Here is a 25,059-nt window from a genome sequence, read left to right as displayed (position 1 = left end):
CCGGGCATCCCCCCGCCGTCATGTCAGCCGTCAGTCTCGAAAACGTCTCCAAGATCTACTCGCCGCGCACCCGCGGCTGGCAGAAGCTGCTCGGGCGCACGCCCGCCCCCGGCTTCCAGGCGCTGGACAACGTCAGCCTGAACATCGAGCACGGCGAGTTCTTCGGCCTGCTCGGCCCCAATGGCGCGGGCAAAACCACACTGATCTCGATTCTTGCCGGCCTGGCCCATGCCACGTCTGGCCGCGCGAGCGTCTGTGGATACGACGTCGTGTCCGACTACAAGTCGGCACGGCGTGCGCTGGGCGTCGTGCCGCAAGAGCTGGTCTACGACCCGTTCTTCACCGTGCGCGAAACGCTGCGCATCCAGTCCGGCTACTTCGGCCTGCGCAACAACGATGACTGGATCGACGAGATCCTGTTCAACCTGGGCCTGGCCGACAAGGCCAACAACAACATGCGCGCGCTGTCTGGCGGCATGAAGCGCCGCGTGCTGGTGGCGCAGGCGCTGGTGCACCGCCCGCCGGTCATCGTGCTGGACGAGCCCACCGCGGGCGTGGATGTCGACTTGCGCCGCACGCTGTGGGAATTCATTTCGCGCCTGAACAAGGCCGGCCACACCATCATGCTGACCACGCACTACCTGGAAGAAGCGGAAGCCCTGTGCGGCCGCATCGCCATGCTCAAGCGCGGCCGCGTCGTGGCGCTGGACACCACGCAGGCGCTGATGGCCCGCGTCGGCGGCGTCGACCTGGAAGACGCGTTCGTGCGCATCATGCACCAAGGCGACGAACCCGCCGAGCCCGCCCTGCAACCTGAAGAGATTTCGTCATGACGCCGCCCATCGCGACCGCCAGCCAACCGCTGGTGCAGCCCCGCCTGGACGCGGGCTCCGGCTTTCCGACCCTGCTGCGCAAGGAATTGCTGCGCTTCTGGAAGGTCGGTTTTCAGACCATTGCCGCGCCCGTCATCACGGCGCTGCTGTACCTGCTGGTCTTTGCGCATGTGCTGGAAGGGCGCTTGATGGTCTATGGCACCGTGCCGTACACCGCGTTCCTGATCCCCGGCCTCATGATGATGAGCATGCTGCAGAACGCATTCGCCAACCCGTCTTCATCACTGATCCAAAGCCGCATCACGGGCAATCTCGTCTTCATGCTGCTGCCGCCGCTGTCGCACCGCGACATCTTCGGCGCCTTCGTGCTGGCGGCCGTGGTGCGCGGCCTTACCGTTGGCCTGTTCGTGTGGTTCGTGGCGCTGTGCTTTGTGTCGCTGGTGCCCGAAAACCCGCTGTGGCTGCTGGTCTTCGCGGTGCTGTCCTGCGGCATCATGGCCGTGCTGGGCGTGGTCGCGGGCCTGTGGTCTGAAAAGTTCGACCAGCTGGCCGCCTTCCAGAATTTCCTGATCATGCCCGCGACCTTCCTGTCCGGCGTGTTCTATTCCATTCACACCTTGCCGCCTTTCTGGCAAAGCGTGTCCCACTGGAACCCCATCTTCTACGCCATCGACGGCTTCCGCTACGGATTCTTCTCGGTGTCGGACGTCTCGCCGTGGCGCAGCCTGGCAGTCGTGACGGGGGTGTTCCTGGCGCTATCGCTTTATGCACTGCGGCTTCTGGCCAGCGGCTACAAACTCAGGAATTGACGTCCATGCTTCCCACTCCCGCGCAAGTCCGCCAATACATCGCGGACGGCCTGTCCTGTGAACATCTTGACGTGCAAGGCGACGGTTCGCATTTCGATGCCGTCATCGTCAGCGCCGCCTTCGAAGGCAAGCGCCTGATCCAGCGCCATCAACTGGTTTACGCCGCCTTGGGCGACCGCATGAAGGCCGAAATCCATGCCTTGTCGATGCGCACACTGACGCCGGATGAATACCAGCAAGCAGGCAAGTGATGGATAAGCTCCGCATCACCGGCGGCGCGCAGCTGCACGGCGAGATCTCGATTTCGGGCGCGAAGAATTCGGCCTTGCCGATTCTGTGCGCCGGCTTGCTGACCGCCGATGTGCTGACGCTGGCCAACGTGCCGCACCTGAATGACACGGCCACCATGCTGCGCCTGTTGGGCCGCATGGGCGTGCGCGCCGAGCGCGGCACGGATGGCGTCGTCATGTTGCAGGCCGACCGCGTCGACAATCTGGAAGCCCCGTACGACCTGGTCAAGACGATGCGCGCATCGATCCTGGTGCTGGGCCCGCTGCTGGCCCGCTTCGGCGAAGCGCGCGTGAGCCTGCCGGGCGGCTGCACCATCGGCCAGCGGCCGGTGGACCAGCACATCAAGGGCCTGGCCGCGCTGGGCGCCGAGATCAGCATCGAACACGGCTTCGTGGTCGCGCGCGCCAAGCGCCTGAAGGGCGCGTCCATCCGCACCGACATGGTCACCGTCACCGGCACTGAAAACCTGCTGATGGCCGCCGTGCTGGCCGACGGCCAGACCGTGCTGGAAAACGCCGCGCGCGAACCCGAAGTGGTGGACCTGGCCGAACTGCTCATCAAGATGGGCGCCCGCATCCAGGGCCACGGCACCGACCGCATCGTGATCGACGGCGTTGAACGCCTGCACGGCGCGGAACATCGCGTCATTTCCGACCGCATCGAAGCCGGCACGTTCCTGTGCGCGGTGGGCGCGGCGGGCGGCGACATCCTGCTGAAGAACACCGACCCCGTCATCCTGGGCGCCACGCTGGACAAGCTGGTTGAAGCCGGCCTTACCATCGAAACCGGCCCCGACTGGATTCGCGGCGCCATGTCCACGCGCCCCAAGGCCGTGGGCTTGCGCACACATGAATACCCGGGTTTCGCCACCGACATGCAAGCCCAGGTCATGGCGTTGAACGCCGTGGCCGATGGCACGTCAGTGATTGTTGAGACCATCTTCGAAAACCGCTACATGCACGTGCAGGAACTGCGCCGCATGGGCGCCGATATCGACATCGACGGCCACACCGCGATTGTGCGCGGCGTGAAGCGCCTGTCTGGCGCCACCGTCATGGCCACCGACCTGCGCGCCTCCGCCAGCCTCGTCATCGCCGGCCTGGCCGCCGACGGCGATACGCTGGTCGACCGCATCTACCATCTGGATCGGGGTTACGACCAGATGGAAGTCAAACTGCGCGCCCTGGGCGCGAACATCCAACGCGTTACCGCCAAGGAACAGGCATGAAAAGTAATAGCCCCCACGCTGCGCCTTCGGCTTGCTGCCCCCCGAGGGGGCCCGTTCATTTTGAGGCGGCTCTGCAATGAACGATGCCACGACGAAACCCCTGACCCTGGCACTGTCCAAGGGCCGGATTTTTGAAGAAACCATGCCGCTGCTGGCTGAAGCCGGCATCGAAGTAACCGAGAGCCCCGAAAGCTCGCGCAAACTGATCCTGCCGACCAGCGACCCTGGCCTGCGCCTGATCATCGTGCGCGCCTCCGACGTGCCGACCTACGTGCAGTACGGCGCGGCCGACCTGGGCATCGCGGGCAAAGACGTGCTGATCGAGCACGCCAAGGAACAGCCCGGCGGCCTGTATCAGCCCATCGACCTGAACATCGCCAAGTGCCGCCTGGCCGTGGCCGTGCGCAACGGCTTTGACTATGAAGGCGCCGTGCACCAAGGCGCACGCCTGCGCGTGGCCACGAAGTACGTGCACTCAGCCCGTGAACACTTTGCGGCAAAGGGTGTGTACGTGGACATCATCAAGCTGTATGGTTCGATGGAACTGGCGCCGCTCGTGGGCTTGGCCGACTGCATCGTGGACTTGGTGTCCACCGGCGGCACGCTGCGCGCCAATGACCTGGTCGCGGTGGAAGACGTCATGCCGATCTCATCGCGCCTGATCGTCAACCAGGCCGCACTGAAGACCCGCGGCGCCCGCCTGCAACCCTTGCTGGACGCCTTCGAAAGAGCCGCCTCCCGCAACGCCTGACCCCCGCCCGCCGCGATGCCGCGGCGGCCGCTTTCTGCTTTGCTCCATGACGCCATGGCCCTGATCAATCGTCTCGACTCCCGCGATCCCGGATTCAAATCCGCCCTGTCCAAGCTGCTGGCCTTCGAGGCCGCCGAGGACGAGTCCATCGACCGCGCCGCCGCCGGCATTCTGGCCGACGTGCGCACCCGCGGCGACGCCGCGCTGGTGGAATACACGCAGCGCTTTGACCGCATGCCCGCCGCATCGGCCGACACGCTGGAAATTCCCAAGGCCGACTGGCATGCCGCGCTGGCCGCGCTGCCCGCCGCCACGCGCAACGCGCTGGAAGCCGCCGCCGACCGCGTGCGCAGCTACCACGAACGCCAGCGCGCCGAGACCTGGACATACACCGACGCCGAAGGCACCTTGCTGGGCCAGCAGGTCACGCCGCTTGACCGCGTGGGCCTGTACGTGCCGGGCGGCAAGGCCGCGTACCCGTCGTCAGTGCTGATGAACGCCATTCCGGCAAAGGTCGCGGGCGTGCCTGAATTGATCATGGTCACGCCCACGCCCGACGGCGTGCGCAACCCCATCGTGCTGGCCGCGGCCGCCATTGGCGGCGTGGACCGCGTGTTCGCCATCGGCGGCGCGCAAGCCGTGGGCGCGCTGGCCTATGGCACCGATACCGTTCCCGCCGTGGACAAGATTGTCGGCCCGGGCAACGCCTACGTCGCCGCCGCCAAGCGCCGCGTGTTCGGCGTGGTGGGCATCGACATGATCGCCGGCCCCAGCGAAATTCTGGTCATCTGTGACGGCAAGACGCCGGCCGACTGGATCGCCATGGACTTGTTCTCGCAAGCCGAGCACGACGAACTGGCGCAATCCATCCTGCTGTGCCCGGACGCCGCCTTCATTGAAGAAGTGGAAGCCGCCATCGCACGCCTGTTGCCCACGATGCCGCGCGCCGACATTCTGCGCGTCAGCCTGGCCAACCGCGGCGCGCTGATCCAGGTCCAAAGCCTGGAAGAAGCCTGCGAGATCGCCAACGACATCGCCCCCGAGCACTTGGAAATTTCCACCGAACAACCCGAAATCTGGACGGCCAAGATCCGCCACGCTGGCGCGATTTTCATGGGCCGCTTCAGCTCGGAATCGCTGGGCGATTACTGCGCGGGTCCCAACCACGTGCTGCCCACGTCGCGCACGGCCCGCTTTTCGTCGCCGCTGGGCGTGTACGACTTCCAGAAGCGTTCGAGCCTGATCCAGGTTTCGCACCAAGGCGCGCAAACGCTGGGCCGCATCGCCGCCGAACTGGCGCTGGGCGAGGGCCTGCAAGCCCACGCCGCCAGCGCCCAGTACCGGATCGACAAGCCATGAGCGCGGCCCCGGCGGCAGACGTCGCTGGCCGCATCCAGGGCACGGTTCGCGCCGACATCCGCGAACTGGCCGCGTACCCGGTCGCCCACGCTGAAGGCTGTATCAAGCTGGACGCGATGGAATGCCCGTACGAGCTGCCAGAAGTGGTGCGCGACGACATCGCGCGCGYCGTGCGCGACACGCCGCTGAACCGCTATCCCGCCGCCGACCTCACCGCCTTGCAACAGGCGGTGAAGGCCGGCTTTGGCGTACCGGACGCGGCCGACGTGCTGTTTGGCAACGGCTCTGACGAGCTCATCCACATCATCGTGCAGGCGTGCTGCGAACCCGGCGACGTGGTGATGTCACCGTGGCCGTCGTTCGTCTATTTCGATATGGCGGCGCGCTTCGATCACGCCCGTTTCGTGGGCGTGCCGCTGACCGCCGACCTGGCGCTGGATCTGCCGGCCATGCTGGCCGCCATCCGCGAACACCAGCCCAAGGTGGTGTTCCTGGCGGTGCCCAACAACCCCACGGGCGGGATCTGGTCCGACGCCGACGTGCAGGCGATCGTCAACGCCGCGCCCGGCCTGGTGGTGCTGGACGAGGCCTATCAGCCCTTTGCCGACCGCAGCTGGATGCCCGAGGTGCTGGACGCATCCAACGTCGTCGTCATGCGCACGGTGTCCAAGATTGGCCTGGCGGGCCTGCGCTTCGGCTATCTGGCCGGCCACCCCGCCTGGATCGCCGAACTGAACAAGGTGCGCCCGCCCTACAACCTGGACGTGCTGACGCAAGCCACGCTGATGACGGTGCTGCGCCACAAGAACGTGCTGGACGAGCAGGCTGCGCGCCTGCGCGCCGACCGCGCACCGCTGGCCGCCGCATTGGCCGCCTTGCCCGGCGTCAGGGTATTCCCTTCCGCCGGCAACTTCGTACTCGCCCGCTTTTCCGGCAAGCTGGACGGCAACGCCGTGCATCTTGCGCTGAAAACGCGCAAAATATTGATTCGTAACTTCTCCAACGCCCATCCGCTCCTGGCGAACTGCCTGCGCATCTCGGTGGGCGCCCCGGCCGAGAACGCCGCCTTGCTGGCTGCCTTGCAAGAGATTTTGAGTGCTTAACATGCGTACCGCAGAAATCACCCGCAACACCAACGAAACCCGCATCCGCGTGGCCATCAACATTGATGGCACCGGCAAGCAGACCATCGACACGGGCGTGCCCTTCCTGGACCACATGCTGGACCAGATCGCGCGCCACGGCCTGATCGACCTGGACATCAAGGCCGAGGGCGACCTGCACATCGATGCGCATCACACGGTGGAAGACGTGGGTATCACGCTGGGCATGGCGATCGCCAAGGCCGTGGGCACCAAGGCCGGCCTGCGCCGCTACGGCCACGCCTACGTGCCGCTGGACGAAGCGCTGTCGCGCGTCGTGGTGGACTTCTCGGGCCGCCCCGGCCTGGAATATCACATCCCGTTCACCCGCGCCCACATCGGCAATTTCGATGTCGACCTGACGCGTGAATTCTTCCAGGGCCTGGTCAACCACGCGCTGATCACGCTGCACATCGACAACCTGCGCGGTTTCAACGCCCACCACCAGGCCGAAACCGTGTTCAAGGCCTGTGGCCGCGCGCTGCGCATGGCCATGGAAGTCGACCCGCGCATGGGCGATGTCGTGCCCTCGACCAAAGGCGTGCTGTGACGTTCCGTTCACTCCCGTCCGCGTAATCCTCGCACCAGGCAGAAAGAAGTGACCACTATCGCCATCGTCGACTATGGAATGGGCAATTTCCACTCCGTCGCACGCGCCTTGACGTTCGCCGCCCCCGATGCGGACATCCGCATCTGCAACCAGCCCCAAGACATCGACGCCGCTGACCGCGTGGTGTTTCCCGGGCAGGGCGCCATGGCGGACTGCATGCGCACCCTGAATGAATCCGGCCTGCGCGAAGCCGTCGTGCGCGCCGCCCGCAACAAGCCCCTGCTGGGCGTGTGTGTGGGCGAGCAGATGCTGTTCGACTCGTCTGAAGAAGGCGGCACGTCGTGCCTGGGCCTGTTCCCCGGCGTCGTGCGCCGCTTTTCAGGCCCGCGCTTTGCCGACCTGATCCCCGCCGACGACGAAGCCTGCCTGGCCGACACCGGCGCCGCAGGCCTGGCCGACACCCGCCCCGAACGCCTGAAAGTTCCGCACATGGGATGGAACAAAGTGCGCCAGACGCGCTCTCATCCCATCTGGGACGGCATTCCGGACGACACGCATTTCTATTTCGTCCATAGTTATTACGCCGATCCGGATGATTCCGGCCTGATTGTTGGTGAAACCGATTATGGCGTCGCCTTTACCTGCGCAGTGGCGGCAGCTAACATTTTCGCGGTGCAGTTCCACCCCGAAAAGAGCGCCGAACACGGTTTGCGCCTGTATCGCAATTTTGTAGACTGGCAGCCGTAGGCCTCGCGTCCACGTGCTCCAGCCCATTCAACCCCTCTTTCTTTTTTGCTGCCCACCATGCTGCTGATCCCCGCCATCGATCTCAAAGACGGGCGCTGCGTGCGCCTGCGCCAGGGTGACCTGGACGATGCAACGGTGTTCTCCGAAGACCCCGCCGCCATGGCCACCCGTTGGCTCGACCAAGGCGCGCGCCGCCTGCATCTGGTCGACTTGAACGGCGCCGTTGCCGGCAAGCCGAAGAACGAAGCGCCCATCAAGGCCATTCTGGACGCTGTCGGCGACGACATCCCCGTCCAGATCGGCGGCGGCATTCGCGACCTCGACACCATCGAACGCTACCTTGACGCCGGCATCTCCTACGTGATCATCGGCACCGCCGCGGTCAAGAACCCGGGCTTCCTGCAAGACGCCTGCGGCGCTTTCCCCGGCCAGATCATCGTTGGCCTGGACGCCCGCGACGGCAAGATCGCCACCGACGGCTGGAGCAAGCTGACCCGCCACGACGTGCTGGATCTGGCCAAGAAGTTCGAAGACTACGGCTGCGAAGCCATTATCTACACCGACATCGGCCGTGACGGCATGCTGTCGGGCGTCAACGTCGAAGCCACGGTGCGCCTGGCCCAACACGTGCGCATTCCCGTGTACGCCTCGGGCGGCATCGCCGGCATCCAGGACATCGAAGCCCTGTGCGCCGTCGAAGAAGAGGGCGTCGAAGGCGCCATTCTGGGCCGCAGCATCTACGAAGGCACGCTCGACTTCCAGGCAGCCCAGGCTCGCGCCGACGAATTGGCAAAATGACCACCTCCAGCAGCACCCCCGGGGCCGGCGCGCCCGTTCAAAGCGCGCTGACCCGCCGCATCATTCCCTGCCTTGACGTGACCGCAGGCCGCGTCGTCAAGGGCGTGAACTTCGTCAACCTGCTCGACGCGGGCGACCCCGTCGAGATCGCCCGCCGCTACAACGAGCAGGGCGCAGACGAGCTCACGTTCCTGGACATCACCGCGACCAGCGACGGCCGCGATCTGATCCTGCCCATCATCGAGCAGGTGGCGTCGCAAGTCTTCATCCCGCTGACGGTGGGTGGCGGCGTGCGCCAGGTGTCGGACATCCAGCGTCTGCTGAATGCCGGCGCCGACAAGATCAGCATCAACAGCGCCGCCGTGGCCAATCCGGAGCTGGTTCGCGCCGCCTCCGATTACCACGGCTCGCAATGCGTGGTGGTCGCCATCGACGCGCGCCGCGTGTCGGCGGCGGGCGAACCCGCGCGCTGGGAAGTCTTCACGCACGGCGGCCGCAAGGCGACCGGGCTGGACGCCGTGGCGTGGGCGCGCCGCATGGCCGCCTATGGCGCGGGTGAAATTCTGCTGACCAGCATGGACCGCGACGGCACCAAGTCGGGCTTCGACCTGGAACTGACGCGCGCGGTGTCGGACGCCGTGCCCGTGCCCGTCATCGCCTCGGGCGGCGTGGGCAACCTGCAGCACCTGGCCGATGGCGTCACCACCGGCCGCGCCAGCGCCGTGCTGGCCGCCAGCATCTTCCACTTCGGCCAACACACCGTTGGCGAATGCAAGCGCTTCATGGCCGAGCAAGGCATTGCCGTAAGACTGGATACCTGAACATGAGCACTGAACCCGCCTGGATGGCCGACGTCGTCTTCGACGAAAACGGCCTGATCCCCGCCATCGCCCAAGACGCCGAAAACGGCCAGATCATGATGGTGGCCTGGATGAACCGCGAAGCGCTCGCCGAAACCGCCGCCACCGGGCGCGCCGTGTATTTCTCGCGGTCGCGCAAACGCCTGTGGCGCAAGGGCGAGGAATCCGGCCACATCCAGGAAGTGCATGAACTGCGCCTGGACTGTGACGGCGACGTCATCTTGCTGAAAATCCACCAGGAAGGCGGCATTGCCTGCCACACCGGCCGCGCCAGCTGCTTTTACCGCCGCCTTGAAGGCCAGACGGACCAGGCGTCGTGGGTAACGGTGGACCCGGTGCTCAAAGACCCGGAAATGATCTACAAATGACCGATCAAACCCTTAGCGCCGCCGACATCCTGGCGCGCATCGCCGACACGCTGGAAACCCGCCGCCCGGAAAATGGCGGCGACCCCACGGCCTCGTATTCCGCCAAGCTGCTGGCCAAAGGCCCCGATTCCTTCCTGAAGAAGATCGGCGAAGAAGCCACGGAACTGGTCATGGCCGCGAAAGACGGCGTGCCGGACCGCATCGTCAGCGAAACCGCCGACCTGTGGTTCCACTGCCTGGTCGCGCTGACGCACTTCAACCTGCGGCCGGAAGACGTGCTGGCCGAACTGGCCCGCCGCGAAGGCCTGTCGGGCCTGGCGGAAAAGGCCAGCCGCCCCAAAGACTGACCACGGAGCCCGGAAACATGAGCGACAACTGTCTTTTCTGCAAGATCGCCGCTGGCGACATCCCGTCCAAGAAGGTCTACGAGGACGAGGACTTTGTTGCATTCCACGATATCAATCCGGCAGCACCGGTACATTTGCTGCTGATCCCTCGACGTCATGTCACATCCATGCAGGATATTACGGGCGAGGACGCAGGTTGGTTGGGTAGAATGATGTCGTTGGCGCCGCGGCTAGCAGCCGAAAACGGTTGCCGTCCGGGCCCTGATGGCGGATTTCGCATCATGATCAACTCTGGCGTCGAAGGCGGCCAGGAAGTCCCGCATCTGCATTTCCACATCATTGGCGGCTCGCGACCCTGGAAAGGACGCGTGGCCCCCACCGCGTAATTCGGAGAAACATCATGGGTAGTTTCAGCATTTGGCATTGGTTGGTCGTTCTGGTCATCGTGGCGCTGATTTTCGGCACCAAGAAACTGCGCAACATCGGCTCGGACCTGGGCGGCGCAGTGAAGGGTTTCAAGGAAGGCATGAAGGACGCCAACGGCGAAAAGCCGGCTGACCCGATCGCGCAGCAGCGCGTGTCCGGCGAAACCATCGACGTGCAGGCCAAGGAAAAGACCAACTCCTGAGCTCCCGCTCGTCTCCCGGGCCAGCCCTGAACGGGCCGGCCCTTATTGCTTCAATTCCCGAGCGGCCGTCGAATGTTTGATGTCAGCCTCACTGAACTGATGGTGATCGGCGTCGTCGCCTTGATCGTCATTGGCCCCGAACGCCTGCCCAAAGTAGCCCGCACCGTCGGCCACCTGCTTGGGCGCGCGCAGCGTTACGTCAACGACGTGAAGTCCGATATCCAGCGCGAAATCGAACTCGATGAACTGCGCAAGTTCAAAACCGAAATGGAAGACGCCGCGCAAGGTGTGCAGCAATCGCTGAACGACACGCATGCGTCGCTGCAAGAACCCGTGCAGCAATTCCGCGCCGAACTCGACGAAGTGGCCCGTGAAGCCAGCGGCAAGGCCGCGCCGGTGATCGTGGGTGACGCGTCAGTCGGGGACGCCTTTGCCGGGGACGCCTCAGTCGGTAACGCCTCCACCGCCCCCGCCGAAGCCGCCCGCACCATCGCGCCGCCAGGGCAGAATCACAGCCTGGATCTGGACCTGCCTGCCGTATCCGAACCCCGCCCCGCTGCCATCTCGGCTTCGGCTGCCGCTCCGGCTACCGTCCGGGCGTCCGCGACGGGTCCGGTTCACGGGCCCGTTATCGCGCCGGCCGCATCCCAACAACCCGCCCCGGCGCCTCGCGCGCCCCAGGCTGACGACGCTGCGCTCGCCGCCAAGCCCGTCCCGCCCTCCGGAACACCGACGTGACCCAGGACGCCTCCCAAGAAGAAGGCCAGCAAGAGACCTTCATCTCTCACCTGGTTGAATTGCGCACCCGTCTGCTGCGCGCCGTAGGCGCCGTGGTGGCTGTGTTCATTGTGCTGTTCATCTACCCGGGCGCATCGGCCATCTATGACGTGCTGGCGGCGCCCATGCTGGCCTCGCTGCCCGAAGGCACGCGCATGATCGCCACCGGCGTCATCACGCCGTTCATGGTGCCCGTCAAGGTCACGATGATGGCCGCCTTCATCGTGGCGCTGCCCGTCGTGCTGTACCAGGCCTGGGCCTTTGTTGCGCCCGGCCTGTACCGCCACGAAAAGCGCCTGGCGCTGCCGCTGATCATCTCCAGCACCTTCCTGTTCATCGCGGGCATGGCGTTCTGCTATTTCGTGGTGTTCCGCACGGTGTTCCACTTCATCGCCACGTTCGCGCCGCAATCCATCACGCCGGCGCCGGACATCGAGGCCTATCTGAGCTTCGTGATGACGATGTTCATGGCCTTCGGCATCACCTTCGAAGTGCCGGTGGCCGTGGTGTTGCTGGTGAAGATGGGCATTGTTGAACTGTCCAAGCTGAGGTCGGCGCGAGGCTATGTCGTGGTCGGCGCCTTCATCATCGCCGCCGTGGTCACGCCGCCCGATGTGGTCAGCCAGTTCATGCTGGCCGTGCCGCTGTGCCTGCTGTACGAAGTGGGGCTGATCTGCGCCCGCATGGTGCAGCCCAAGGCGGGCGCGGCTGAAGAGGCCGGTTCCGATTCGCTGACCGAGCGCCATTAAGACAGCCCCGGCCGTCACCGCGACGGCCAATATAGGACTGTTTCACTCTTGCCGGGACATGGCTGCAAACCTACATTGCAGACATGTCCCTCGCCAAAAGACTGCGCGCCCTGATGCGGTGGCGCGGTATCCATAGCCAGAACCAGCTCGCACGCATTTCCAGCGTGCCGCAGTCCTGCATTCACCGCATCCTTACTCGTGCCGATGGCTACTCGCCGTCTCGCGCCACGTTGATACGCCTGGCCGCCGCGCTGGATACCAGCGTGCCGTGGCTGTCAGACGGCGTCATCAGCGCGGTCGAGCCGCATGGGGTGCCACATGCTGTGCCACATGCGGTGCCACATGCGGTGCCACTCGGGGCGCCACATGCGGTGTCGCACGGTTCGCCACACGGTGTGCCACGCACTGATACCGCCATGCAAGCGGACAGGGGCGCGGCGGCGCATGCGTTCATACACACGGCAGTACCCGCGTCCGCCCCGGAGGTCGATGGCTATTGCGCCGAAATATGCGTGTTGCTGCGCCAGCAACCTGACAGCACCAAGAAGACCGTGCTGTCGATGGTGCGCTTGATGGTCGACAGCCAGGCGACGGGCGCAAGTTCGCAGGCCTTGAATTCGCTCGCCTCTTCTTAGCGCGGCTTCAAGGGGCTGAACGGGCCTTCATAGACCCTCATAGACCTTCCTAGGCCTTCACAGGCGAATCCGGTTCAGCGCGGCTTACCCGGCCGCGTGCCCACCACCACCGTCATGTCCTGCGGCTTGCCTGAACGCAGAATTCCCAGCGTGGCGCGCTGGCCCGGGGGCAGCTGCGCAATCTCGGCCAACAGCTGGGCCGTGTCGGCCATGCGTTTGCCATTGACGCTTTGCACGATATCGCCCACGCGCATGCCGCTGCGCGCGGCAGGGCCGTCGCGCATCACGCCCGCGATAATCGCGCCCTTGGCGTCACCGCCCAGCCCGAATGCGCGCGCCAGTTCCGGCGTGACGTCTTGCGGCTCCACGCCCAACCAGCCACGCTTGACGCCACCCGTCTTGACGATTTCGTCCATGACCTTGCGCGCAATCTCCACCGGTGTCGCAAAGCCAATGCCCATCGACCCGCCCGATTCCGAGTAGATCGCCGTGTTGATGCCGACGAGGTTGCCTTCCGCATCCACCAGCGCGCCACCCGAGTTGCCCGGGTTGATGGCTGCATCCGTCTGAATGAAGTTCTCGTACGTGTTCAAGCCCAGCCCATTGCGGCCCAGCGCCGACACAATGCCTTGCGTGGTGGTTTGCCCCACGCCAAACGGATTGCCAATGGCCAGCACCACATCGCCCACGCGCAAGCCGCGGTCAGCAGCCAGCGCAGCGGCGGGCAGGGTGCGCAACGAGGCCAGCTTCAGCACGGCCAGGTCAGTGTCAGGGTCGGCGCCCACCACCTTGGCGGTGTMGCGGCGGCCATCGCTCAAGGCCACTTCAATGGCGTCGGCCGCCTGCACCACGTGATAGTTGGTCAGCACATGGCCGTCCTGGCTCACGATAACGCCGGACCCCAGGCTGGTCGTGGCCTCGCGCCGGCTCACGCCCGGCAACTGGCCAAACAGCTGGCGCAGCACCGGATCATCCGGCAGCGGGATCAGTGGCACATTGACGTGCTTGGTGGTGTAGACGTTCACGACAGAAGGCGCGGCGCGAGCCACCCCATCCGCATAAGACACCGGGCCCGTCCCCGTGCCTGCGGCCGGCCGCGAGGCCGCCGCCACCGCGGCAGGCGCCGCACCCGGCACGGCCAGGCGCAGCAGGTCGGGCCGCAGCGTCGTGACGACGAATAGAATACCCAGGCAGACCGTGACGGCCTGAGAGAAGATCAGCCAATATCGGCGCATGATTCTGATAGGACAAACAATGAAAAAAGTGGACTCCCACGTGCTGGCCAGCTGGCTGGACAACACCCTGCAAGCCGCGCGCTTCAAGGACTACTGCCCCAACGGCATGCAGGTGGAGGGCCGATCCGAAGTCGGACACATTATCACCGGTGTCACCGCTAGCGAAGCGTTGTTGCGCACGGCCGTCGAACGCGGCGCCGACGCGGTGCTGGTGCATCACGGCTGGATGTGGCGCAACGAAGACCGCCGCGTCATCGGCACGCGCCGCACGCGCATGGCGTTGGCGTTGAAAAACGACCTGAACCTGTACGCCTACCACCTGCCGCTGGACGCCCACCCCACACTGGGCAACAACGCGCAATTGGCCCGCGTGCTGGGCCTGACACCCGCGCGCCGCGATGACGGTTCACCGCAAACCTGTGGTCAGGACAATCTGGTGTGGCTGGGCGACGCCACCGGTGTGCAAACGCTTGGCGAACTTGGCGCGCGCGTGGCCGAACGCCTGGGCCGCCAGCCGCTAGTCGTGGGCGACCCCGACCAACCCGTGTCGCGCGTGGCGTGGTGCACGGGCGGCGCGCAAGGCATGCTGGCTGACGCCGTGGACGCGGGCGTCAGCGCCTACATCACAGGCGAAGTCTCGGAATCCACCGTGCATCTGGCGCGCGAAACCGGCGTAGGGTTCATCGCCGCCGGTCATCACGCCACCGAGCGCTATGGCGCGCAAGCGTTGGGCCAGGCAGTTGCCGAGCACTTCGGCATCAAGGTCGAATTTGTCGACCTTGATAATCCAGCCTAATAAAAAAGCGCCCCACGGGGCGCTTTCTTCATGGCTTTTTCAGCAGGTCGCGGATCTCGCGCAGCAGCGCCACATCTTCGGGCGTTGCGGCCGGTGCGGCCGGCGCTTCCTCGGCCTTGGTGCGGGCCTTGTAGATGGCTTTCACCATCCAGAAAATCACGAACGCCAACAACACAAAGTTGATGATGATCGTGACGAAATTCCCCCACGCGAACACGTTCGCGCCGGCTTTCGTGAGGTCGGCATACGTCATCGGGCCGTTGTAGCCAGCAGGCATCGACAGCACCAAGAATTTGTTCGAAAAATCGACCGAACCACCCAGGATGAAGTTGACCAGAGGCATGACGATGTCTTTGACTAGCGAATCAACAATTCTGCCGAACGCTGCGCCGATAATGACACCCACCGCCAAGTCAACCGCATTGCCTTTAACAGCGAAATCTCGGAATTCTTTGACGAAACCAGTTGCTTTGCTCATAAAAGCACTCCCTTCGTGATACGCCCGTCAGTGGGCTGGCGCTATAATACGCGGTTGCTATGTTGTTACATATTCCCGCGAACCCGATGCCGCAGAAGTGATGCTACTCGTAGAGCGGGCGCATCAACAAGGATAGGAAGATGAGTCAGGATACGCTGGTGCACGATGATGACGGTGCGGTTGATCCCAACCTGCCACCTGATCCTTCGCGACGTTTCTGGGTTACCACCGCCTGTGCTGTGGGTGGCGTAGCAGGTGTCGCAACGGCAGTGCCGCTTGTGAGCACATTTTCTCCCTCTGAAAAGGCCCGCGCGGCCGGGGCCCCTGTAGAAGTGGATATCGGCGATATACCCGTCGGCACCATGAAAACAGTGGAATGGCGTGGGAAGCCGGTATGGATCATTCACCGGTCTCCCGAACAACTCGCCGGTCTCAAAGCGCTCGACCCTTTACTGGCCGATCCCGAATCCAAGCGGCCTGGTTTCACTCCCAAATACGCAGAAAACGAAGCTCGTTCGCGCAAGCCCGAGATCTTCGTCTGTGTCGGCATTTGTACTCATCTGGGCTGCTCGCCCACCTCGCACTTCGAGACAGGCGGCGGTGGCGGCATGGGCGCCAATTGGCAAGGCGGATTCCTCTGTCCGTGCCATGGCTCCACGTTCGACCTGGCCGGCCGGGTCTACAAGAACAAGCCTGCTCCCGATAATCTCGAAGTACCGCCCTACCAGTATCTGAGCGATACCCGCATCATTGTGGGCGTCGATGAAGACAACAAGGCCTGACGCTCGCGTCGCGCTTTTTTCCCGAATTACGTAAGTAAAACAAATACGCACACGTATTAGAGAAGGAGCCGTTACATGGCTGGCGAGAAAACCGTCGAGACGACAGGCCTGCTGGGCTGGTTGGACCGGCGCTTTCCGGTGACCTCCACCTGGAAAGCCCATCTGTCCGAGTACTACGCACCGAAGAATTTCAACTTCTGGTATTTCTTTGGCTCTCTGGCCTTATTGGTCCTGGTGCTGCAGATCGTGACCGGTATTTTCCTGGTCATGCACTACAAGCCGGACGCCGAACGCGCGTTCCAGTCCGTCGAATACATCATGCGCGAAGTCCCGTGGGGCTGGCTGGTGCGCTATATGCACTCCACCGGCGCGTCGATGTTCTTTGTCGTCGTCTACCTGCACATGTTGCGCGGGCTGCTTTACGGTTCCTACCGCAAGCCGCGCGAACTCGTGTGGATTTTCGGCGTGGCGATTTTCCTCTGTCTGATGGCCGAAGCCTTCTTCGGCTACCTGCTTCCGTGGGGCCAGATGTCGTATTGGGGCGCCCAGGTGATCGTCAACCTGTTCGCGGCCATTCCGTTCATCGGCCCTGAACTGTCGATCTGGATTCGCGGCGACTACGTCGTGTCGGACGCTACCCTGAACCGCTTCTTCGCCTTCCACGTCATCGCGATTCCGCTGGTGCTCGTGGGCCTGGTGGCGGCTCACCTGGTGGCGCTGCACGAAGTGGGCTCCAACAACCCGGACGGCATCGAGATCAAGCAGGGCCCGAAAGACAAGTACGGCCGGCCGAAGGATGGCATTCCGTTCCACCCGTTCTACTCGGTGCATGACCTGATGGGCGTGGCGGGCTTCTTGCTCGTGTTCGCGTTCATCGTGTTCTTCGCCCCCGAGATGGGCGGCTACTTCCTCGAGTTCAACAACTTCATTCCTGCTGACTCGCTGAAGACGCCTCCGCACATCGCGCCTGTCTGGTACTTCACGCCGTTCTACTCGATGCTGCGCGCCACCACCGACGAATTCACGTGGGTGCTGGCGGGTGCATCGGTGCTGGGCGCCATCGCGTTGCTCGTCAAGAGCAACCTGAAGGGCATCCTGCGCGTCGCCATCCCCGGCATCCTGATCGTCGTGGCCGTGCTGCTGCGCGTGATCGACGCCAAGTTCTGGGGTGTGGTGGCCATGGGCGGCACGGTTGTCATCTTGTTCTTCCTGCCCTGGCTGGACCATTCCCCGGTCAAGTCGATCCGCTACCGGCCCACGTGGCACAAGTGGATCTACGGCATCTTCATGGTCAACTTCCTGGTGCTCGGCTACATCGGTACGCAGCCGCCCAGTCCGCCGTTGAACATCACGTCGCAAATTGGCACGCTGCTGTACCTGGCATTCTTTTTCCTGATGCCGGTCTGGAGCCGCCTTGGCACCTTCAAGCAAGTGCCTGAGCGCGTTACGTTCCACGCCCACTGAGCCCCACCAGATAACGGATTAACCATGATCAAGAAGCTGATTGGTGCCGTAGCCTTGATGCTCACGTGCACCACCGCCGCATTCGCCGCCGAGGGCGGGTTCCCGCTGGACAAGGCGCCGTACCGCGTCAACGACATGTCGTCGCTGCAAAACGGCGCCAAGCTGTTCGTCAACTACTGCCTGAACTGTCATAGCGCCTCTTCGATGCGCTACAACAAGCTGAAGGACATCGGTCTGACCGACCAGCAAATCAAGGAAAGCCTGCTGTTCACCGGCGAAAAGGTGGGCGACATGATGAATATCGCCATGTCACCCAAGGACGCCAAGAAGTGGTTTGGCACGACGCCCCCGGACTTGTCCGTGATCGCCCGCGCCAAATCGGTCAACGCCGGCCCGTCCGGCGCCGACTACATCTACACCTACCTGCGCACTTTCTACCGCGACACGTCGCGCGCCACCGGCTGGAATAACCTGGTTTTCCCCGCCGTCGGCATGCCTCACGCGCTCTGGGAACGCCAAGGTCCGCGCGAACTGACAACCACCGCGATGCATGAAGTGGAAGTCAAGGATGCCAAGGAAGGCACACCCAAAACCTGGGAACGTGTCACGACGGTGTACGATGCTCAAGGTTTTTCCACGGTCAAGGCCGAACCGGTAGCTGATTACCACGGCCATGCCACCTTTGATGCCAAATTTAAGGCCGCCAACCCGGCCCAAGTCGCAACATACGACAACGACGTCGCTGATCTGACCGCATTCATGTCCTGGATGGCCGAGCCCGTCCAGACATTGCGCGTCCGCATCGGCGTCGGCGTCATGTTGTTCCTGCTGTTGTTCTTCCTCGTTACGTGGCGCTTGAACGCCTCGTACTGGAAACACGTGCGCTAACCGCAACGCCCCGCCAGGCAATTTGACCGTCCCCCCTATAAAAAGGGACGGTAGCGGAGGATAGGGCTGTACGCCTATCCCGTCTGGCAATTGGGGCCAGCGCCTGCTAGATTTAGGCGCTGGCCTTTCGTTTTTCAATAAAGGACTTACACCATGATGGTGCTCTATTCCGGAACCACGTGTCCGTTTTCGCAACGCTGCCGCTTCGTGTTGTTCGAAAAGGGTATGGATTTCGAGATCCGCGACATCGACCTGTACAACAAGCCCGAAGACATCTCGGTGATGAACCCGTACGGTCAGGTGCCCATTCTGGTCGAACGCGACCTGGTTCTGTACGAGTCGAACATCATCAACGAGTACATCGACGAGCGCTTCCCGCACCCGCAGCTGATGCCCGCTGATCCGGTGATGCGCGCCCGTACCCGCCTGTTCCTCTACAACTTCGAGAAAGAACTGTTCGTTCACGTCTCGACGCTGGAAGACCGCAGCGCCAAGCCCGACGAGAAGAAGCTGGCCAACGCGCGCCAGAACATTCGCGACCGCCTGGCTCAGCTGGCTCCGATGCTGCTGAAGAACAAGTACATGCTGGGCGAAGAATTCTCGATGCTCGACGTGGCCGTGGCTCCGCTCTTGTGGCGCCTGGATCACTACGGCATTGAACTGCCCAAGAATGCGGCCCCGCTGCAAAAGTACGCCGAACGCATCTTCTCGCGTCCGGCCTACATCGAAGCGCTGACGCCTTCGGAAAAAGTGATGCGTCGTTAAGGCTGTTGCGTGATGGGTGAAACTTCGACCAAACCGTATCTGATCCGCGCGTTGCATGAATGGTGCACTGATAACGGCTACACGCCGTACATCACTGTGCAAGTTGACGAGCACACCATGGTGCCCGTCGCGCATGTGCGTGACGGTCAGATCACTCTGAACGTCGGCACGCTGGCCACCAACCGTCTGGTGCTGGGCAATGAATTCATCGAATTCCAAGCCCGCTTCAGCGGCGTGACCGAGAACGTCTACGTTCCCGTCGGCGCGGTCAGCGCCATCTACGCGCGAGAAACCGGCGCAGGCATGGGCTTCGAAGTGCAGCCCTATGAACCGCCGGCAGCCGGTGCTCAAGGCGTGGCGGATACCGCTGCCGCGCCCGAAGGCTCCGACGCCGACGCCGCGCCTGGCGACGACGGCGGTGATGACGACGAACCCAAGCGTCCGCGTCTGACCATCGTCAAATAGCATCTGCTACGCGGGGACGGCGTGCCTGGCACATCGTCTCCGCCATCGCTATCTTCCGCGGTGCCACGCAGCCCCGCCGATTTTTCATTACAATGCAGTCCCTGCGCGTGCCCCCGGCACGCCGTGCCGGTGTAGCTCAGTTGGTAGAGCAGCTCACTTGTAATGAGAAGGTCGAGGGTTCGATTCCTTTCACCGGCACCAACACCCCTATTGCGATAGCGTCATAGGGGTACGCCAAACCGCTGGCGCTTACGTCACGACGCCAAGCCCCGCGCTTCATGAAGCATCCATTTCGCAAATGCCTGTAGTGGGGCCGCACTCAACTCGAGCGGCTCAGGAAGAACCAGGCAGAAGGTCTTGGTAATCGCTTTGCCGTCCGCCCAAGGCGCGACCAGACGGCCTTGTTCCAGCTCTGCCCCGATGTAAAGACGCGGCACCAACGCGACTCCCAGGCCGGCGACCGCCGCCGCTATCAGCATGGAATGCAGATCGTAGCGCGCACCTACCGCCGAATTGGTCAGCAAGATGCCGGCCTCTTTTGCATAAAGCTGCCACGCGTCCGGGTTCTGCCTGCGGTGAAGGCGTGGCAATTGGTCGAGCGACACATTCGCACCGGCCTCCGCCAGCAGCGCCGGACTACAGACGGGCACAAGCACCTCCTCCAGCAGCGGATGCAAATGCATACCCGCCCATGCCGGATGCTCAAAATGAATGGCTGCGTCGAATCCACTGCCAGCAAGAATGAAGGGCTCCATACGCTCGGCGATATGCACGGTAATGCTCGGATGCGCAGTCTGAAAGCGCTTCAGCCGGGGAATTAGCCAACGGGTGGCGAAGGTCGGAATGGCGGCAATATCAATGCTGCCCCCCTCGATGGGCTGCCCCATCAGATAGAGGCTGTCACGTTCCAGCCGATCCAGAATCTCACGCACCTGCACCGCGTATCGCTTGCCGTTGGGCGCAAGCCGAACCCGATTTCCCACGCGCTCGAATAGCGCGACATTCAAAAATGCCTCAAGGCGTCCGATCTGGCGACTGACCGCGCCTTCCGTCAGCGCCAATTCCGCGGCTGCGCGCGCGAAGCTGCCATGTCGAGCCGCGGCTTCAAAAGCAAGGAGCGCGGAATTGCTTGGAATCTTACGTCGCATAAGGGTTTCGACAACGGGGATGGGTTCGATATCAGCTTGAGTAAATGTCACCGAAGGCTGACTTTATATCGCTATATAGGCCGGGATTGTCCACTTAGCATTACGTTACCGCAATGAAAACGGGATGGCTGCCGCAAGCGCCTCGCCCGTGACGAAGGACAATCTGATGATCTACACCGTGGAATGCAGCTTCGCCGATCCCGCCAGCGAAGCCGAATGGAACGCCTTCTACAGCCTTGAAAAGCTACCTGCCCTGATCTCGGTAACCGGCTTCCATACGTCGCAGCGCTTCAAGCCGTTAAGCGACGGTTGCCCGACCTACCTGGCCGTCCACACCATCGACGGTCTCGATGTGCTGACGGGCGAGGAATATCGCCAGAAAGGCGGCGGTAATTTCGCAACGTGGCAGCAACACATCACCGACTGGCACCGAAATCTGTACAGCGATATCGGCCTTGCACCGGCGGTCAGCGCCTCCGAGCTTCTCGTGCTTTGTGCAAGCGGCCCAGACCCTCTGATCCAGATGGGCCTCACGCCCTTAGGCATGCAAGCGGTTGCGCTGGAACAGTTTCCGGAACGCCGTTGGCTCGCAAAACTGCCTCGGCAAACCGCTCAGCTTGTCGAGAGGCTGCCCGACGGCGTCCACCTCTATTCGCCGATGACGGACCAACTGACAAGCGCCCGCAGCGCTTGAAGCGAACAAAATTTTCCGGAGATAGCGATGCCCGCCATTCCCTTTCCCAGTCAGCAAGCCGGAGATTTCACGATCACCGCCATCAGCGACGGCTACCTCACCGCCAGCCTGGACTTTCTCTCGAATATCGACCCATCCGAGGCCGCCAGAATGCAAAGCGAAGCCGGGCAGCAGGAGCCCGCCGCCGTGCATATCAACTGCTATGTGGTGCGCGGCGCTGGCCGCACCATTCTTATCGATGCAGGGGCCGGAGGGATCAAGCAATGGGGCGGCCGTCTGATAAGGAATTTGTCGCTCGCTGGCGTCGAACCCGGCGATATCGACACCATTCTGCTCACCCATGCCCATCCCGACCATGTCGGCGGGCTGGTGGACGCCGCCGGGCACATCATCTTTCCGAATGCAGAACTGGTTGTTCATCAGCGGGAGCTTGCCTTCTGGCAGGACGACGGCAACTTAAGCCGTGCCAGCGAGCGCGCCCGGGGCAACTTCCTGATCGCACGCCAGGTCTTCAGCGGCTACCGCAACACGCTTCGCACGTTCGCTGAAGGGGAGGTGCTTCCCGGTGTCAAAGCGATGCCATTACCGGGACACACGGATGGACACTCCGGCTATCTTTTCGAATCCGCCGCTCAGAGCCTGCTTGTCTGGGGAGACATTGTTCATTTCCCTCATATCCAGATTGAACGGCCGGACGTCTCGATTGCATTCGACCAAGACGCAGCCCAGGCAGCCGCCACACGATCACGGCTTCTGGACATGGTCAGCTCGGAAGGTATGTTGATCGCCGGCATGCATCTGGGCGAACTCGGCTTCGCGCGAATCAAGCGAACGGGCAGCGGCTACGGTCTGCTTTACGAGGCCTGAGCCTGGGGCGGCGACGCGAAGCAGCCTTGTCGGATACCCCGCTTGGACCGCCTGTGCGCGCCGTTCAGGCAGCCCGTCGATGCGTCAGGCCCACAATCACCCCAACGCCGGCAGCATGTTGAACAACAGCACCATCACCAAGCCCACCACCGACACGATCGATTGCACGACCGAGATCGTTTTCGTGGCCTCGCCCATCGTCATGCCAAAGGACTCTTTCACCATCCAGAAGCCGGCGTGATTCGCGTAGTTGAAGAACAGCGATCCGCAGCCGATCGACAGCGCGAGCAGCGGCAGGTTCAGGTTGGGGTCGGCGCCTGCCAGCGGAGCCAGCAGGCCCGCCGCACCGACGATGCCGACGGTGGCCGAGCCGGTGGATACCGACAGCAGCATGGCGATCAGCCAGCCCAGGATCAGCGGCGGGAAGGCGAATTGGTGCGTCAGGTGCACGATGGCGTCGCCGACCTTGGCGCTGGTCAGCACCTGCTGGAACGCGCCGCCACCCGCAATGATCAGCATGATGCCGGCGATGGGCTTCAGGCTTTGGCCCAGCGCGTCGCGCAGCTTCTCAGCATCGCCTTGGCGCATGAAGACGAGCGTCACGGCCGCAAACAGCACGCCCAGCAGCATGGCGACGATCGGGTTGCCCAGAAACGCGGCCACGTGCAGCGTGCTTGACCCCTTGGGCAGCAGCATCTCGGCCACCGCATGCACCAGCATCAGCAAGGCGGGCAGCAATGCCGCCAGCACGCCCAGGCCGACGCTGGGTGCGGCGTGGCCACCTGCGGTTTCCTTGGTGGCGGTGAACTGATCGAGCAGCGCCGCGTCGGGGCGCGTCGTCATGCGCGGCGCGATGAAGGCGCCATACAGAGGCCCGCCGAAAATCATGGCGGGCAGGGCGGCGATGAAGCCGTAGATCATGGTCGGGCCGACCGTCGTCTTCAAGGTGGCAATGGCGGTCAGCGGGCCCGGATGCGGCGGCACCATGCCGTGCATGGCCGCCAGCGCAGCAATCACCGGCACCCCCACATACACATAGGCCGACCCCTTGAAGCGCTGCTGGCTTTCCAGCTTGCGCGCCACGCTGAAGATCAGCGGCAGCATCACCACCAGACCCACTTCAAAGAACATCGGGATGCCGATGACGAAAGCCACCAGCGTCATGGCCCACGGGATCATGCGGGTAGAGGTGCGCTGCAAGATGGCGTTGGCCAGGCGCTCGGTGGTGCCCGAGTCCGCCAGGATCTTGCCCAGCATCGCGCCCAGCGCAATGACTACCCCTACTGCGCCCAGGGTTTTACCCGCGCCATCGGTCAGGTTCTTGACGATGGCCACAGGCTCCATGCCTGTGGCGAAACCGACGCCGATCGAGACGATCAACAGCGCCAGCAGCGGGTGCATGCGGATGCGCGAGACGATAAGTGCGACCAGCACCAGGACGCTCACCAAGGCGGTGAGCAGCAATTGAATGTCGAACGAAGACATGGATGAACCCAGAAAAGACGAAAGAGGCCGCGAACCTTCTGGGTGCCATGATAAGGGATGCAGCCTGTCGCCAACCTGCATCCCGCTCGTGGGGCGCTGCCGCCGTTGGCAACAGCTATCGTCCCAAAATCCGCATCAATCCGGCTTGATCCCGGCCGCCTTGATGATCGCCACATTGCGCTCCAGCTCCGTTTCCACCTTGCGGCGGAACGCGGCCGGGTCTTGATAGGTGGCGTCAAAGCCCAGATCTTGCAGTTTGGCGCGGGTATCCGGTTCAGCCATGACCGCCTGAATCTCCTTGGACAAGCGGCTGACGATGGGGGCCGGCGTGCCGTGCGGCAGGACCACGCCGAACCAGGTTTCGAAGTCGTAGCCGGTGACGCCGCTTTCGGCCACGGTGGGCACGTCGGGCACCAGCGGCGAACGGGCGTTGCCCGTCAGCGCAACGGCGCGAGCCTTGCCTGCCTTGATTTGCGGCAGGCCAGCCACCAGCGTGTCGATAGACAGCGGAATCTGGTTGCCGATCAAGTCCGTCATGGCCGGTGCGCTGCCGCGATAGGGCACGTGCAACAGCTTGGCTCCCGTGCGCTGCGCCAGCGACTCGCCCGCGATGTGCGGCGTGGAGCCGTTGCCAAACGAGCCAAAGCTAAGCGGCTGCGCGGCTGACTTGCTGGTGATGTCGGCCACCGTGCCGATGCCGGTTTGCGGATTCGTCAGAATCACGAACGGCGTGCTGCCCGCGATGGCGACGTATTCGTAGCTCTTGATGGGGTCGTAGTTCAGGTTCGAATACAGCAGCGGATTCAACGTGAACGTGGGCGCGCCGGTGATCATGAACGTGTAGCCGTCAGGCGCGGCGCGCGCCACGGCAACCGCGCCGATGCTGGTGTTGGCGCCGGGCTTGTTCTCGACCACGACGGTCTGGCCCAGCCGTTCGCCCAGCTTGGCGGCAAAGAGGCGGCCGATGACGTCGGTGGAGCCTCCCGGCGGGAACGGCACGACCATGGTGATCGGTTTTGCCGGATAGTTCTGCGCCGACGCCATCAGCGGCGCGGCGGCCAGGACGCACAGCGCAAGCGTGCGAAGGACTTTCTGGTTCATGGATTTCCCCTTGTGTTGT

Annotated in this window: 31 protein-coding genes and 1 tRNA gene; 27 read left to right on the top strand and 5 right to left on the bottom strand. The window is 63.6% G+C overall.

Going from position 1 to position 25,059, the window contains the following annotated elements; genetic code table 11:
• The first annotated feature begins 20 nt into the window (after positions 1-20).
• The 18 genes from AC1DB0_RS08770 (at position 21) to AC1DB0_RS08685 (ending at position 12,872) form a co-directional block, all read left to right on the top strand.
• Positions 21-833, top strand: coding sequence for an ABC transporter ATP-binding protein (locus AC1DB0_RS08770; RefSeq protein WP_054421381.1), 813 nt, complete (start codon positions 21-23; stop codon positions 831-833).
• The gene (locus AC1DB0_RS08765) at positions 830-1,642 is read left to right on the top strand and encodes an ABC transporter permease (protein ID WP_342066316.1); all 813 of its coding nucleotides are present in this window, start codon (positions 830-832) and stop codon (positions 1,640-1,642) included. Before AC1DB0_RS08770 ends, AC1DB0_RS08765 begins: the two co-directional genes overlap by 4 nt.
• Positions 1,643-1,647: 5 nt before the next feature.
• The gene (locus AC1DB0_RS08760; protein ID WP_006216842.1) at positions 1,648-1,893 is read left to right on the top strand and encodes a BolA family protein; all 246 of its coding nucleotides are present in this window, start codon (positions 1,648-1,650) and stop codon (positions 1,891-1,893) included.
• Entirely contained in the window at positions 1,893-3,161 is a 1,269-nt protein-coding gene (gene murA, locus AC1DB0_RS08755; protein WP_476757364.1) for a UDP-N-acetylglucosamine 1-carboxyvinyltransferase, read from the top strand. Before AC1DB0_RS08760 ends, murA begins: the two co-directional genes overlap by 1 nt.
• Before the next feature lie 76 nt (positions 3,162-3,237).
• Positions 3,238-3,912, top strand: coding sequence for an ATP phosphoribosyltransferase (gene hisG / locus AC1DB0_RS08750; RefSeq protein ID WP_054421045.1), 675 nt, complete (start codon positions 3,238-3,240; stop codon positions 3,910-3,912).
• A 54-nt stretch (positions 3,913-3,966) separates the two neighbouring features.
• Positions 3,967-5,271: a histidinol dehydrogenase gene (gene hisD / locus AC1DB0_RS08745; protein ID WP_054421044.1), complete on the top strand. Its 1,305-nt coding sequence runs from the start codon at positions 3,967-3,969 to the stop codon at positions 5,269-5,271.
• A complete protein-coding gene (gene hisC, locus AC1DB0_RS08740; RefSeq protein ID WP_476758644.1) occupies positions 5,268-6,374 on the top strand; it encodes a histidinol-phosphate transaminase in 1,107 nt (368 codons plus the stop codon). The genes hisD and hisC overlap by 4 nt, the downstream gene beginning before the upstream one ends.
• 1 nt (position 6,375) lies before the next feature.
• Complete coding sequence (hisB, locus tag AC1DB0_RS08735; protein WP_006216836.1) at positions 6,376-6,963, top strand: imidazoleglycerol-phosphate dehydratase HisB; 588 nt, start codon at positions 6,376-6,378, stop codon at positions 6,961-6,963.
• Between the two features lie 48 nt (positions 6,964-7,011).
• The gene (hisH, locus tag AC1DB0_RS08730) at positions 7,012-7,710 is read left to right on the top strand and encodes an imidazole glycerol phosphate synthase subunit HisH (protein ID WP_054421042.1); all 699 of its coding nucleotides are present in this window, start codon (positions 7,012-7,014) and stop codon (positions 7,708-7,710) included.
• Positions 7,711-7,767: 57 nt separating this feature from the next.
• A complete protein-coding gene (gene hisA, locus AC1DB0_RS08725) occupies positions 7,768-8,508 on the top strand; it encodes a 1-(5-phosphoribosyl)-5-[(5-phosphoribosylamino)methylideneamino]imidazole-4-carboxamide isomerase (protein ID WP_006224535.1) in 741 nt (246 codons plus the stop codon).
• Positions 8,505-9,329, top strand: a complete 825-nt coding sequence (hisF, locus tag AC1DB0_RS08720) for an imidazole glycerol phosphate synthase subunit HisF (protein ID WP_054421041.1) — start codon at positions 8,505-8,507, stop codon at positions 9,327-9,329. Before hisA ends, hisF begins: the two co-directional genes overlap by 4 nt.
• A gap of 2 nt (positions 9,330-9,331) precedes the next feature.
• Complete coding sequence (gene hisI, locus AC1DB0_RS08715; protein WP_054421040.1) at positions 9,332-9,736, top strand: phosphoribosyl-AMP cyclohydrolase; 405 nt, start codon at positions 9,332-9,334, stop codon at positions 9,734-9,736.
• Positions 9,733-10,083, top strand: a complete 351-nt coding sequence (locus AC1DB0_RS08710) for a phosphoribosyl-ATP diphosphatase (protein WP_054421039.1) — start codon at positions 9,733-9,735, stop codon at positions 10,081-10,083. The genes hisI and AC1DB0_RS08710 overlap by 4 nt, the downstream gene beginning before the upstream one ends.
• 17 nt (positions 10,084-10,100) lie before the next feature.
• The gene (locus tag AC1DB0_RS08705) at positions 10,101-10,469 is read left to right on the top strand and encodes a histidine triad nucleotide-binding protein (RefSeq protein WP_006224531.1); all 369 of its coding nucleotides are present in this window, start codon (positions 10,101-10,103) and stop codon (positions 10,467-10,469) included.
• A 14-nt stretch (positions 10,470-10,483) separates the two neighbouring features.
• Positions 10,484-10,711: a Sec-independent protein translocase subunit TatA gene (gene tatA / locus AC1DB0_RS08700; RefSeq protein ID WP_006216828.1), complete on the top strand. Its 228-nt coding sequence runs from the start codon at positions 10,484-10,486 to the stop codon at positions 10,709-10,711.
• 72 nt (positions 10,712-10,783) lie between these two features.
• Positions 10,784-11,449 carry a Sec-independent protein translocase protein TatB gene (gene tatB / locus AC1DB0_RS08695; protein ID WP_476757361.1) on the top strand — a complete coding sequence of 222 codons (666 nt, stop codon included), beginning with the start codon at positions 10,784-10,786 and terminating at the stop codon, positions 11,447-11,449.
• On the top strand, positions 11,446-12,237 hold the full coding sequence (tatC, locus tag AC1DB0_RS08690; RefSeq protein ID WP_054421037.1) for a twin-arginine translocase subunit TatC: 792 nt from the start codon (positions 11,446-11,448) through the stop codon (positions 12,235-12,237). The genes tatB and tatC overlap by 4 nt, the downstream gene beginning before the upstream one ends.
• 83 nt (positions 12,238-12,320) lie before the next feature.
• Positions 12,321-12,872 carry a helix-turn-helix domain-containing protein gene (locus tag AC1DB0_RS08685; RefSeq protein WP_476757360.1) on the top strand — a complete coding sequence of 184 codons (552 nt, stop codon included), beginning with the start codon at positions 12,321-12,323 and terminating at the stop codon, positions 12,870-12,872.
• A gap of 74 nt (positions 12,873-12,946) precedes the next feature.
• On the opposite strand, the gene AC1DB0_RS08680 is transcribed toward AC1DB0_RS08685, so the two are convergent.
• Positions 12,947-14,107, bottom strand: a complete 1,161-nt coding sequence (locus tag AC1DB0_RS08680) for a trypsin-like peptidase domain-containing protein (RefSeq protein ID WP_476758643.1) — start codon at positions 14,105-14,107, stop codon at positions 12,947-12,949.
• Positions 14,108-14,126: 19 nt separating this feature from the next.
• Here AC1DB0_RS08680 and AC1DB0_RS08675 point away from each other — a divergent pair, with 19 nt between their 5' ends.
• Positions 14,127-14,903, top strand: coding sequence for a Nif3-like dinuclear metal center hexameric protein (locus AC1DB0_RS08675; protein WP_054421034.1), 777 nt, complete (start codon positions 14,127-14,129; stop codon positions 14,901-14,903).
• Positions 14,904-14,931: 28 nt separating this feature from the next.
• Here the strand turns inward: AC1DB0_RS08675 and mscL are convergent, their stop codons facing one another.
• Positions 14,932-15,381 (bottom strand): large conductance mechanosensitive channel protein MscL, encoded by a 450-nt coding sequence (gene mscL / locus AC1DB0_RS08670; protein WP_006224521.1) that lies wholly within the window; start codon positions 15,379-15,381, stop codon positions 14,932-14,934.
• A gap of 140 nt (positions 15,382-15,521) precedes the next feature.
• Between mscL and petA the strand changes: the two genes are divergently transcribed.
• The 6 genes from petA to AC1DB0_RS08640 all read left to right on the top strand — a co-directional run bounded on the left by petA (position 15,522) and on the right by AC1DB0_RS08640 (position 19,946).
• Entirely contained in the window at positions 15,522-16,163 is a 642-nt protein-coding gene (gene petA, locus AC1DB0_RS08665) for a ubiquinol-cytochrome c reductase iron-sulfur subunit (protein WP_054421033.1), read from the top strand.
• Positions 16,164-16,238: 75 nt separating this feature from the next.
• Entirely contained in the window at positions 16,239-17,627 is a 1,389-nt protein-coding gene (locus tag AC1DB0_RS08660) for a cytochrome b (protein ID WP_006224519.1), read from the top strand.
• 24 nt (positions 17,628-17,651) lie between these two features.
• Positions 17,652-18,515, top strand: coding sequence for a cytochrome c1 (locus AC1DB0_RS08655; RefSeq protein WP_054421032.1), 864 nt, complete (start codon positions 17,652-17,654; stop codon positions 18,513-18,515).
• 153 nt (positions 18,516-18,668) lie between these two features.
• The gene (locus AC1DB0_RS08650) at positions 18,669-19,280 is read left to right on the top strand and encodes a glutathione S-transferase N-terminal domain-containing protein (protein WP_006388039.1); all 612 of its coding nucleotides are present in this window, start codon (positions 18,669-18,671) and stop codon (positions 19,278-19,280) included.
• 12 nt (positions 19,281-19,292) lie between these two features.
• Positions 19,293-19,745 (top strand): ClpXP protease specificity-enhancing factor, encoded by a 453-nt coding sequence (locus AC1DB0_RS08645; RefSeq protein WP_054421031.1) that lies wholly within the window; start codon positions 19,293-19,295, stop codon positions 19,743-19,745.
• 125 nt (positions 19,746-19,870) lie between these two features.
• Positions 19,871-19,946: transfer RNA gene (locus AC1DB0_RS08640), tRNA-Thr, on the top strand.
• Between the two features lie 53 nt (positions 19,947-19,999).
• Here the strand turns inward: AC1DB0_RS08640 and AC1DB0_RS08635 are convergent.
• Positions 20,000-20,893 (bottom strand): LysR substrate-binding domain-containing protein, encoded by an 894-nt coding sequence (locus AC1DB0_RS08635; RefSeq protein WP_476757449.1) that lies wholly within the window; start codon positions 20,891-20,893, stop codon positions 20,000-20,002.
• Positions 20,894-21,059: 166 nt separating this feature from the next.
• On the opposite strand from AC1DB0_RS08635, the gene AC1DB0_RS08630 reads away from it, so the two are divergent.
• On the top strand, positions 21,060-21,587 hold the full coding sequence (locus tag AC1DB0_RS08630; RefSeq protein WP_476757448.1) for a sugar ABC transporter: 528 nt from the start codon (positions 21,060-21,062) through the stop codon (positions 21,585-21,587).
• Positions 21,588-21,614: 27 nt separating this feature from the next.
• Positions 21,615-22,454 carry an MBL fold metallo-hydrolase gene (locus AC1DB0_RS08625; protein ID WP_054421029.1) on the top strand — a complete coding sequence of 280 codons (840 nt, stop codon included), beginning with the start codon at positions 21,615-21,617 and terminating at the stop codon, positions 22,452-22,454.
• A 96-nt stretch (positions 22,455-22,550) separates the two neighbouring features.
• Here AC1DB0_RS08625 and AC1DB0_RS08620 read toward each other — a convergent pair whose 3' ends face one another.
• Both AC1DB0_RS08620 and AC1DB0_RS08615 read right to left on the bottom strand, forming a co-directional pair.
• Positions 22,551-23,939 carry a GntP family permease gene (locus AC1DB0_RS08620; protein ID WP_054421028.1) on the bottom strand — a complete coding sequence of 463 codons (1,389 nt, stop codon included), beginning with the start codon at positions 23,937-23,939 and terminating at the stop codon, positions 22,551-22,553.
• Positions 23,940-24,074: 135 nt separating this feature from the next.
• Positions 24,075-25,040, bottom strand: coding sequence for a Bug family tripartite tricarboxylate transporter substrate binding protein (locus tag AC1DB0_RS08615; RefSeq protein ID WP_342066326.1), 966 nt, complete (start codon positions 25,038-25,040; stop codon positions 24,075-24,077).
• Positions 25,041-25,059 lie beyond the last annotated feature (19 nt).

The organism is Achromobacter sp. 10T422, from assembly GCF_056394065.1.
The sequence above is the reverse complement of the archived record's forward strand: the minus strand, read 5'-3'. Positions and strand labels throughout refer to the sequence as shown.

What these genes read in the sequence shown, in the direction of transcription:
- AC1DB0_RS08770 (WP_054421381.1), top strand. Translation starts at nt 21, where the DNA reads ATGTCAGCCGTCAGTCTCGAAAACGTCTCCAAGATCTACTCGCCGCGC.
- AC1DB0_RS08765 (WP_342066316.1), top strand. Translation starts at nt 830, where the DNA reads ATGACGCCGCCCATCGCGACCGCCAGCCAACCGCTGGTGCAGCCCCGC.
- AC1DB0_RS08760 (WP_006216842.1), top strand. Translation starts at nt 1,648, where the DNA reads ATGCTTCCCACTCCCGCGCAAGTCCGCCAATACATCGCGGACGGCCTG.
- murA (WP_476757364.1), top strand. Translation starts at nt 1,893, where the DNA reads ATGGATAAGCTCCGCATCACCGGCGGCGCGCAGCTGCACGGCGAGATC.
- hisG (WP_054421045.1), top strand. Translation starts at nt 3,238, where the DNA reads ATGAACGATGCCACGACGAAACCCCTGACCCTGGCACTGTCCAAGGGC.
- hisD (WP_054421044.1), top strand. Translation starts at nt 3,967, where the DNA reads ATGGCCCTGATCAATCGTCTCGACTCCCGCGATCCCGGATTCAAATCC.
- hisB (WP_006216836.1), top strand. Translation starts at nt 6,376, where the DNA reads ATGCGTACCGCAGAAATCACCCGCAACACCAACGAAACCCGCATCCGC.
- hisA (WP_006224535.1), top strand. Translation starts at nt 7,768, where the DNA reads ATGCTGCTGATCCCCGCCATCGATCTCAAAGACGGGCGCTGCGTGCGC.
- hisF (WP_054421041.1), top strand. Translation starts at nt 8,505, where the DNA reads ATGACCACCTCCAGCAGCACCCCCGGGGCCGGCGCGCCCGTTCAAAGC.
- hisI (WP_054421040.1), top strand. Translation starts at nt 9,332, where the DNA reads ATGAGCACTGAACCCGCCTGGATGGCCGACGTCGTCTTCGACGAAAAC.
- AC1DB0_RS08710 (WP_054421039.1), top strand. Translation starts at nt 9,733, where the DNA reads ATGACCGATCAAACCCTTAGCGCCGCCGACATCCTGGCGCGCATCGCC.
- AC1DB0_RS08705 (WP_006224531.1), top strand. Translation starts at nt 10,101, where the DNA reads ATGAGCGACAACTGTCTTTTCTGCAAGATCGCCGCTGGCGACATCCCG.
- tatA (WP_006216828.1), top strand. Translation starts at nt 10,484, where the DNA reads ATGGGTAGTTTCAGCATTTGGCATTGGTTGGTCGTTCTGGTCATCGTG.
- tatB (WP_476757361.1), top strand. Translation starts at nt 10,784, where the DNA reads ATGTTTGATGTCAGCCTCACTGAACTGATGGTGATCGGCGTCGTCGCC.
- AC1DB0_RS08685 (WP_476757360.1), top strand. Translation starts at nt 12,321, where the DNA reads ATGTCCCTCGCCAAAAGACTGCGCGCCCTGATGCGGTGGCGCGGTATC.
- AC1DB0_RS08675 (WP_054421034.1), top strand. Translation starts at nt 14,127, where the DNA reads ATGAAAAAAGTGGACTCCCACGTGCTGGCCAGCTGGCTGGACAACACC.
- mscL (WP_006224521.1), bottom strand. Translation starts at nt 15,381, where the DNA reads ATGAGCAAAGCAACTGGTTTCGTCAAAGAATTCCGAGATTTCGCTGTT.
- petA (WP_054421033.1), top strand. Translation starts at nt 15,522, where the DNA reads ATGAGTCAGGATACGCTGGTGCACGATGATGACGGTGCGGTTGATCCC.
- AC1DB0_RS08660 (WP_006224519.1), top strand. Translation starts at nt 16,239, where the DNA reads ATGGCTGGCGAGAAAACCGTCGAGACGACAGGCCTGCTGGGCTGGTTG.
- AC1DB0_RS08655 (WP_054421032.1), top strand. Translation starts at nt 17,652, where the DNA reads ATGATCAAGAAGCTGATTGGTGCCGTAGCCTTGATGCTCACGTGCACC.
- AC1DB0_RS08650 (WP_006388039.1), top strand. Translation starts at nt 18,669, where the DNA reads ATGATGGTGCTCTATTCCGGAACCACGTGTCCGTTTTCGCAACGCTGC.
- AC1DB0_RS08645 (WP_054421031.1), top strand. Translation starts at nt 19,293, where the DNA reads ATGGGTGAAACTTCGACCAAACCGTATCTGATCCGCGCGTTGCATGAA.
- AC1DB0_RS08635 (WP_476757449.1), bottom strand. Translation starts at nt 20,893, where the DNA reads ATGCGACGTAAGATTCCAAGCAATTCCGCGCTCCTTGCTTTTGAAGCC.
- AC1DB0_RS08630 (WP_476757448.1), top strand. Translation starts at nt 21,060, where the DNA reads ATGATCTACACCGTGGAATGCAGCTTCGCCGATCCCGCCAGCGAAGCC.
- AC1DB0_RS08625 (WP_054421029.1), top strand. Translation starts at nt 21,615, where the DNA reads ATGCCCGCCATTCCCTTTCCCAGTCAGCAAGCCGGAGATTTCACGATC.
- AC1DB0_RS08620 (WP_054421028.1), bottom strand. Translation starts at nt 23,939, where the DNA reads ATGTCTTCGTTCGACATTCAATTGCTGCTCACCGCCTTGGTGAGCGTC.
- AC1DB0_RS08615 (WP_342066326.1), bottom strand. Translation starts at nt 25,040, where the DNA reads ATGAACCAGAAAGTCCTTCGCACGCTTGCGCTGTGCGTCCTGGCCGCC.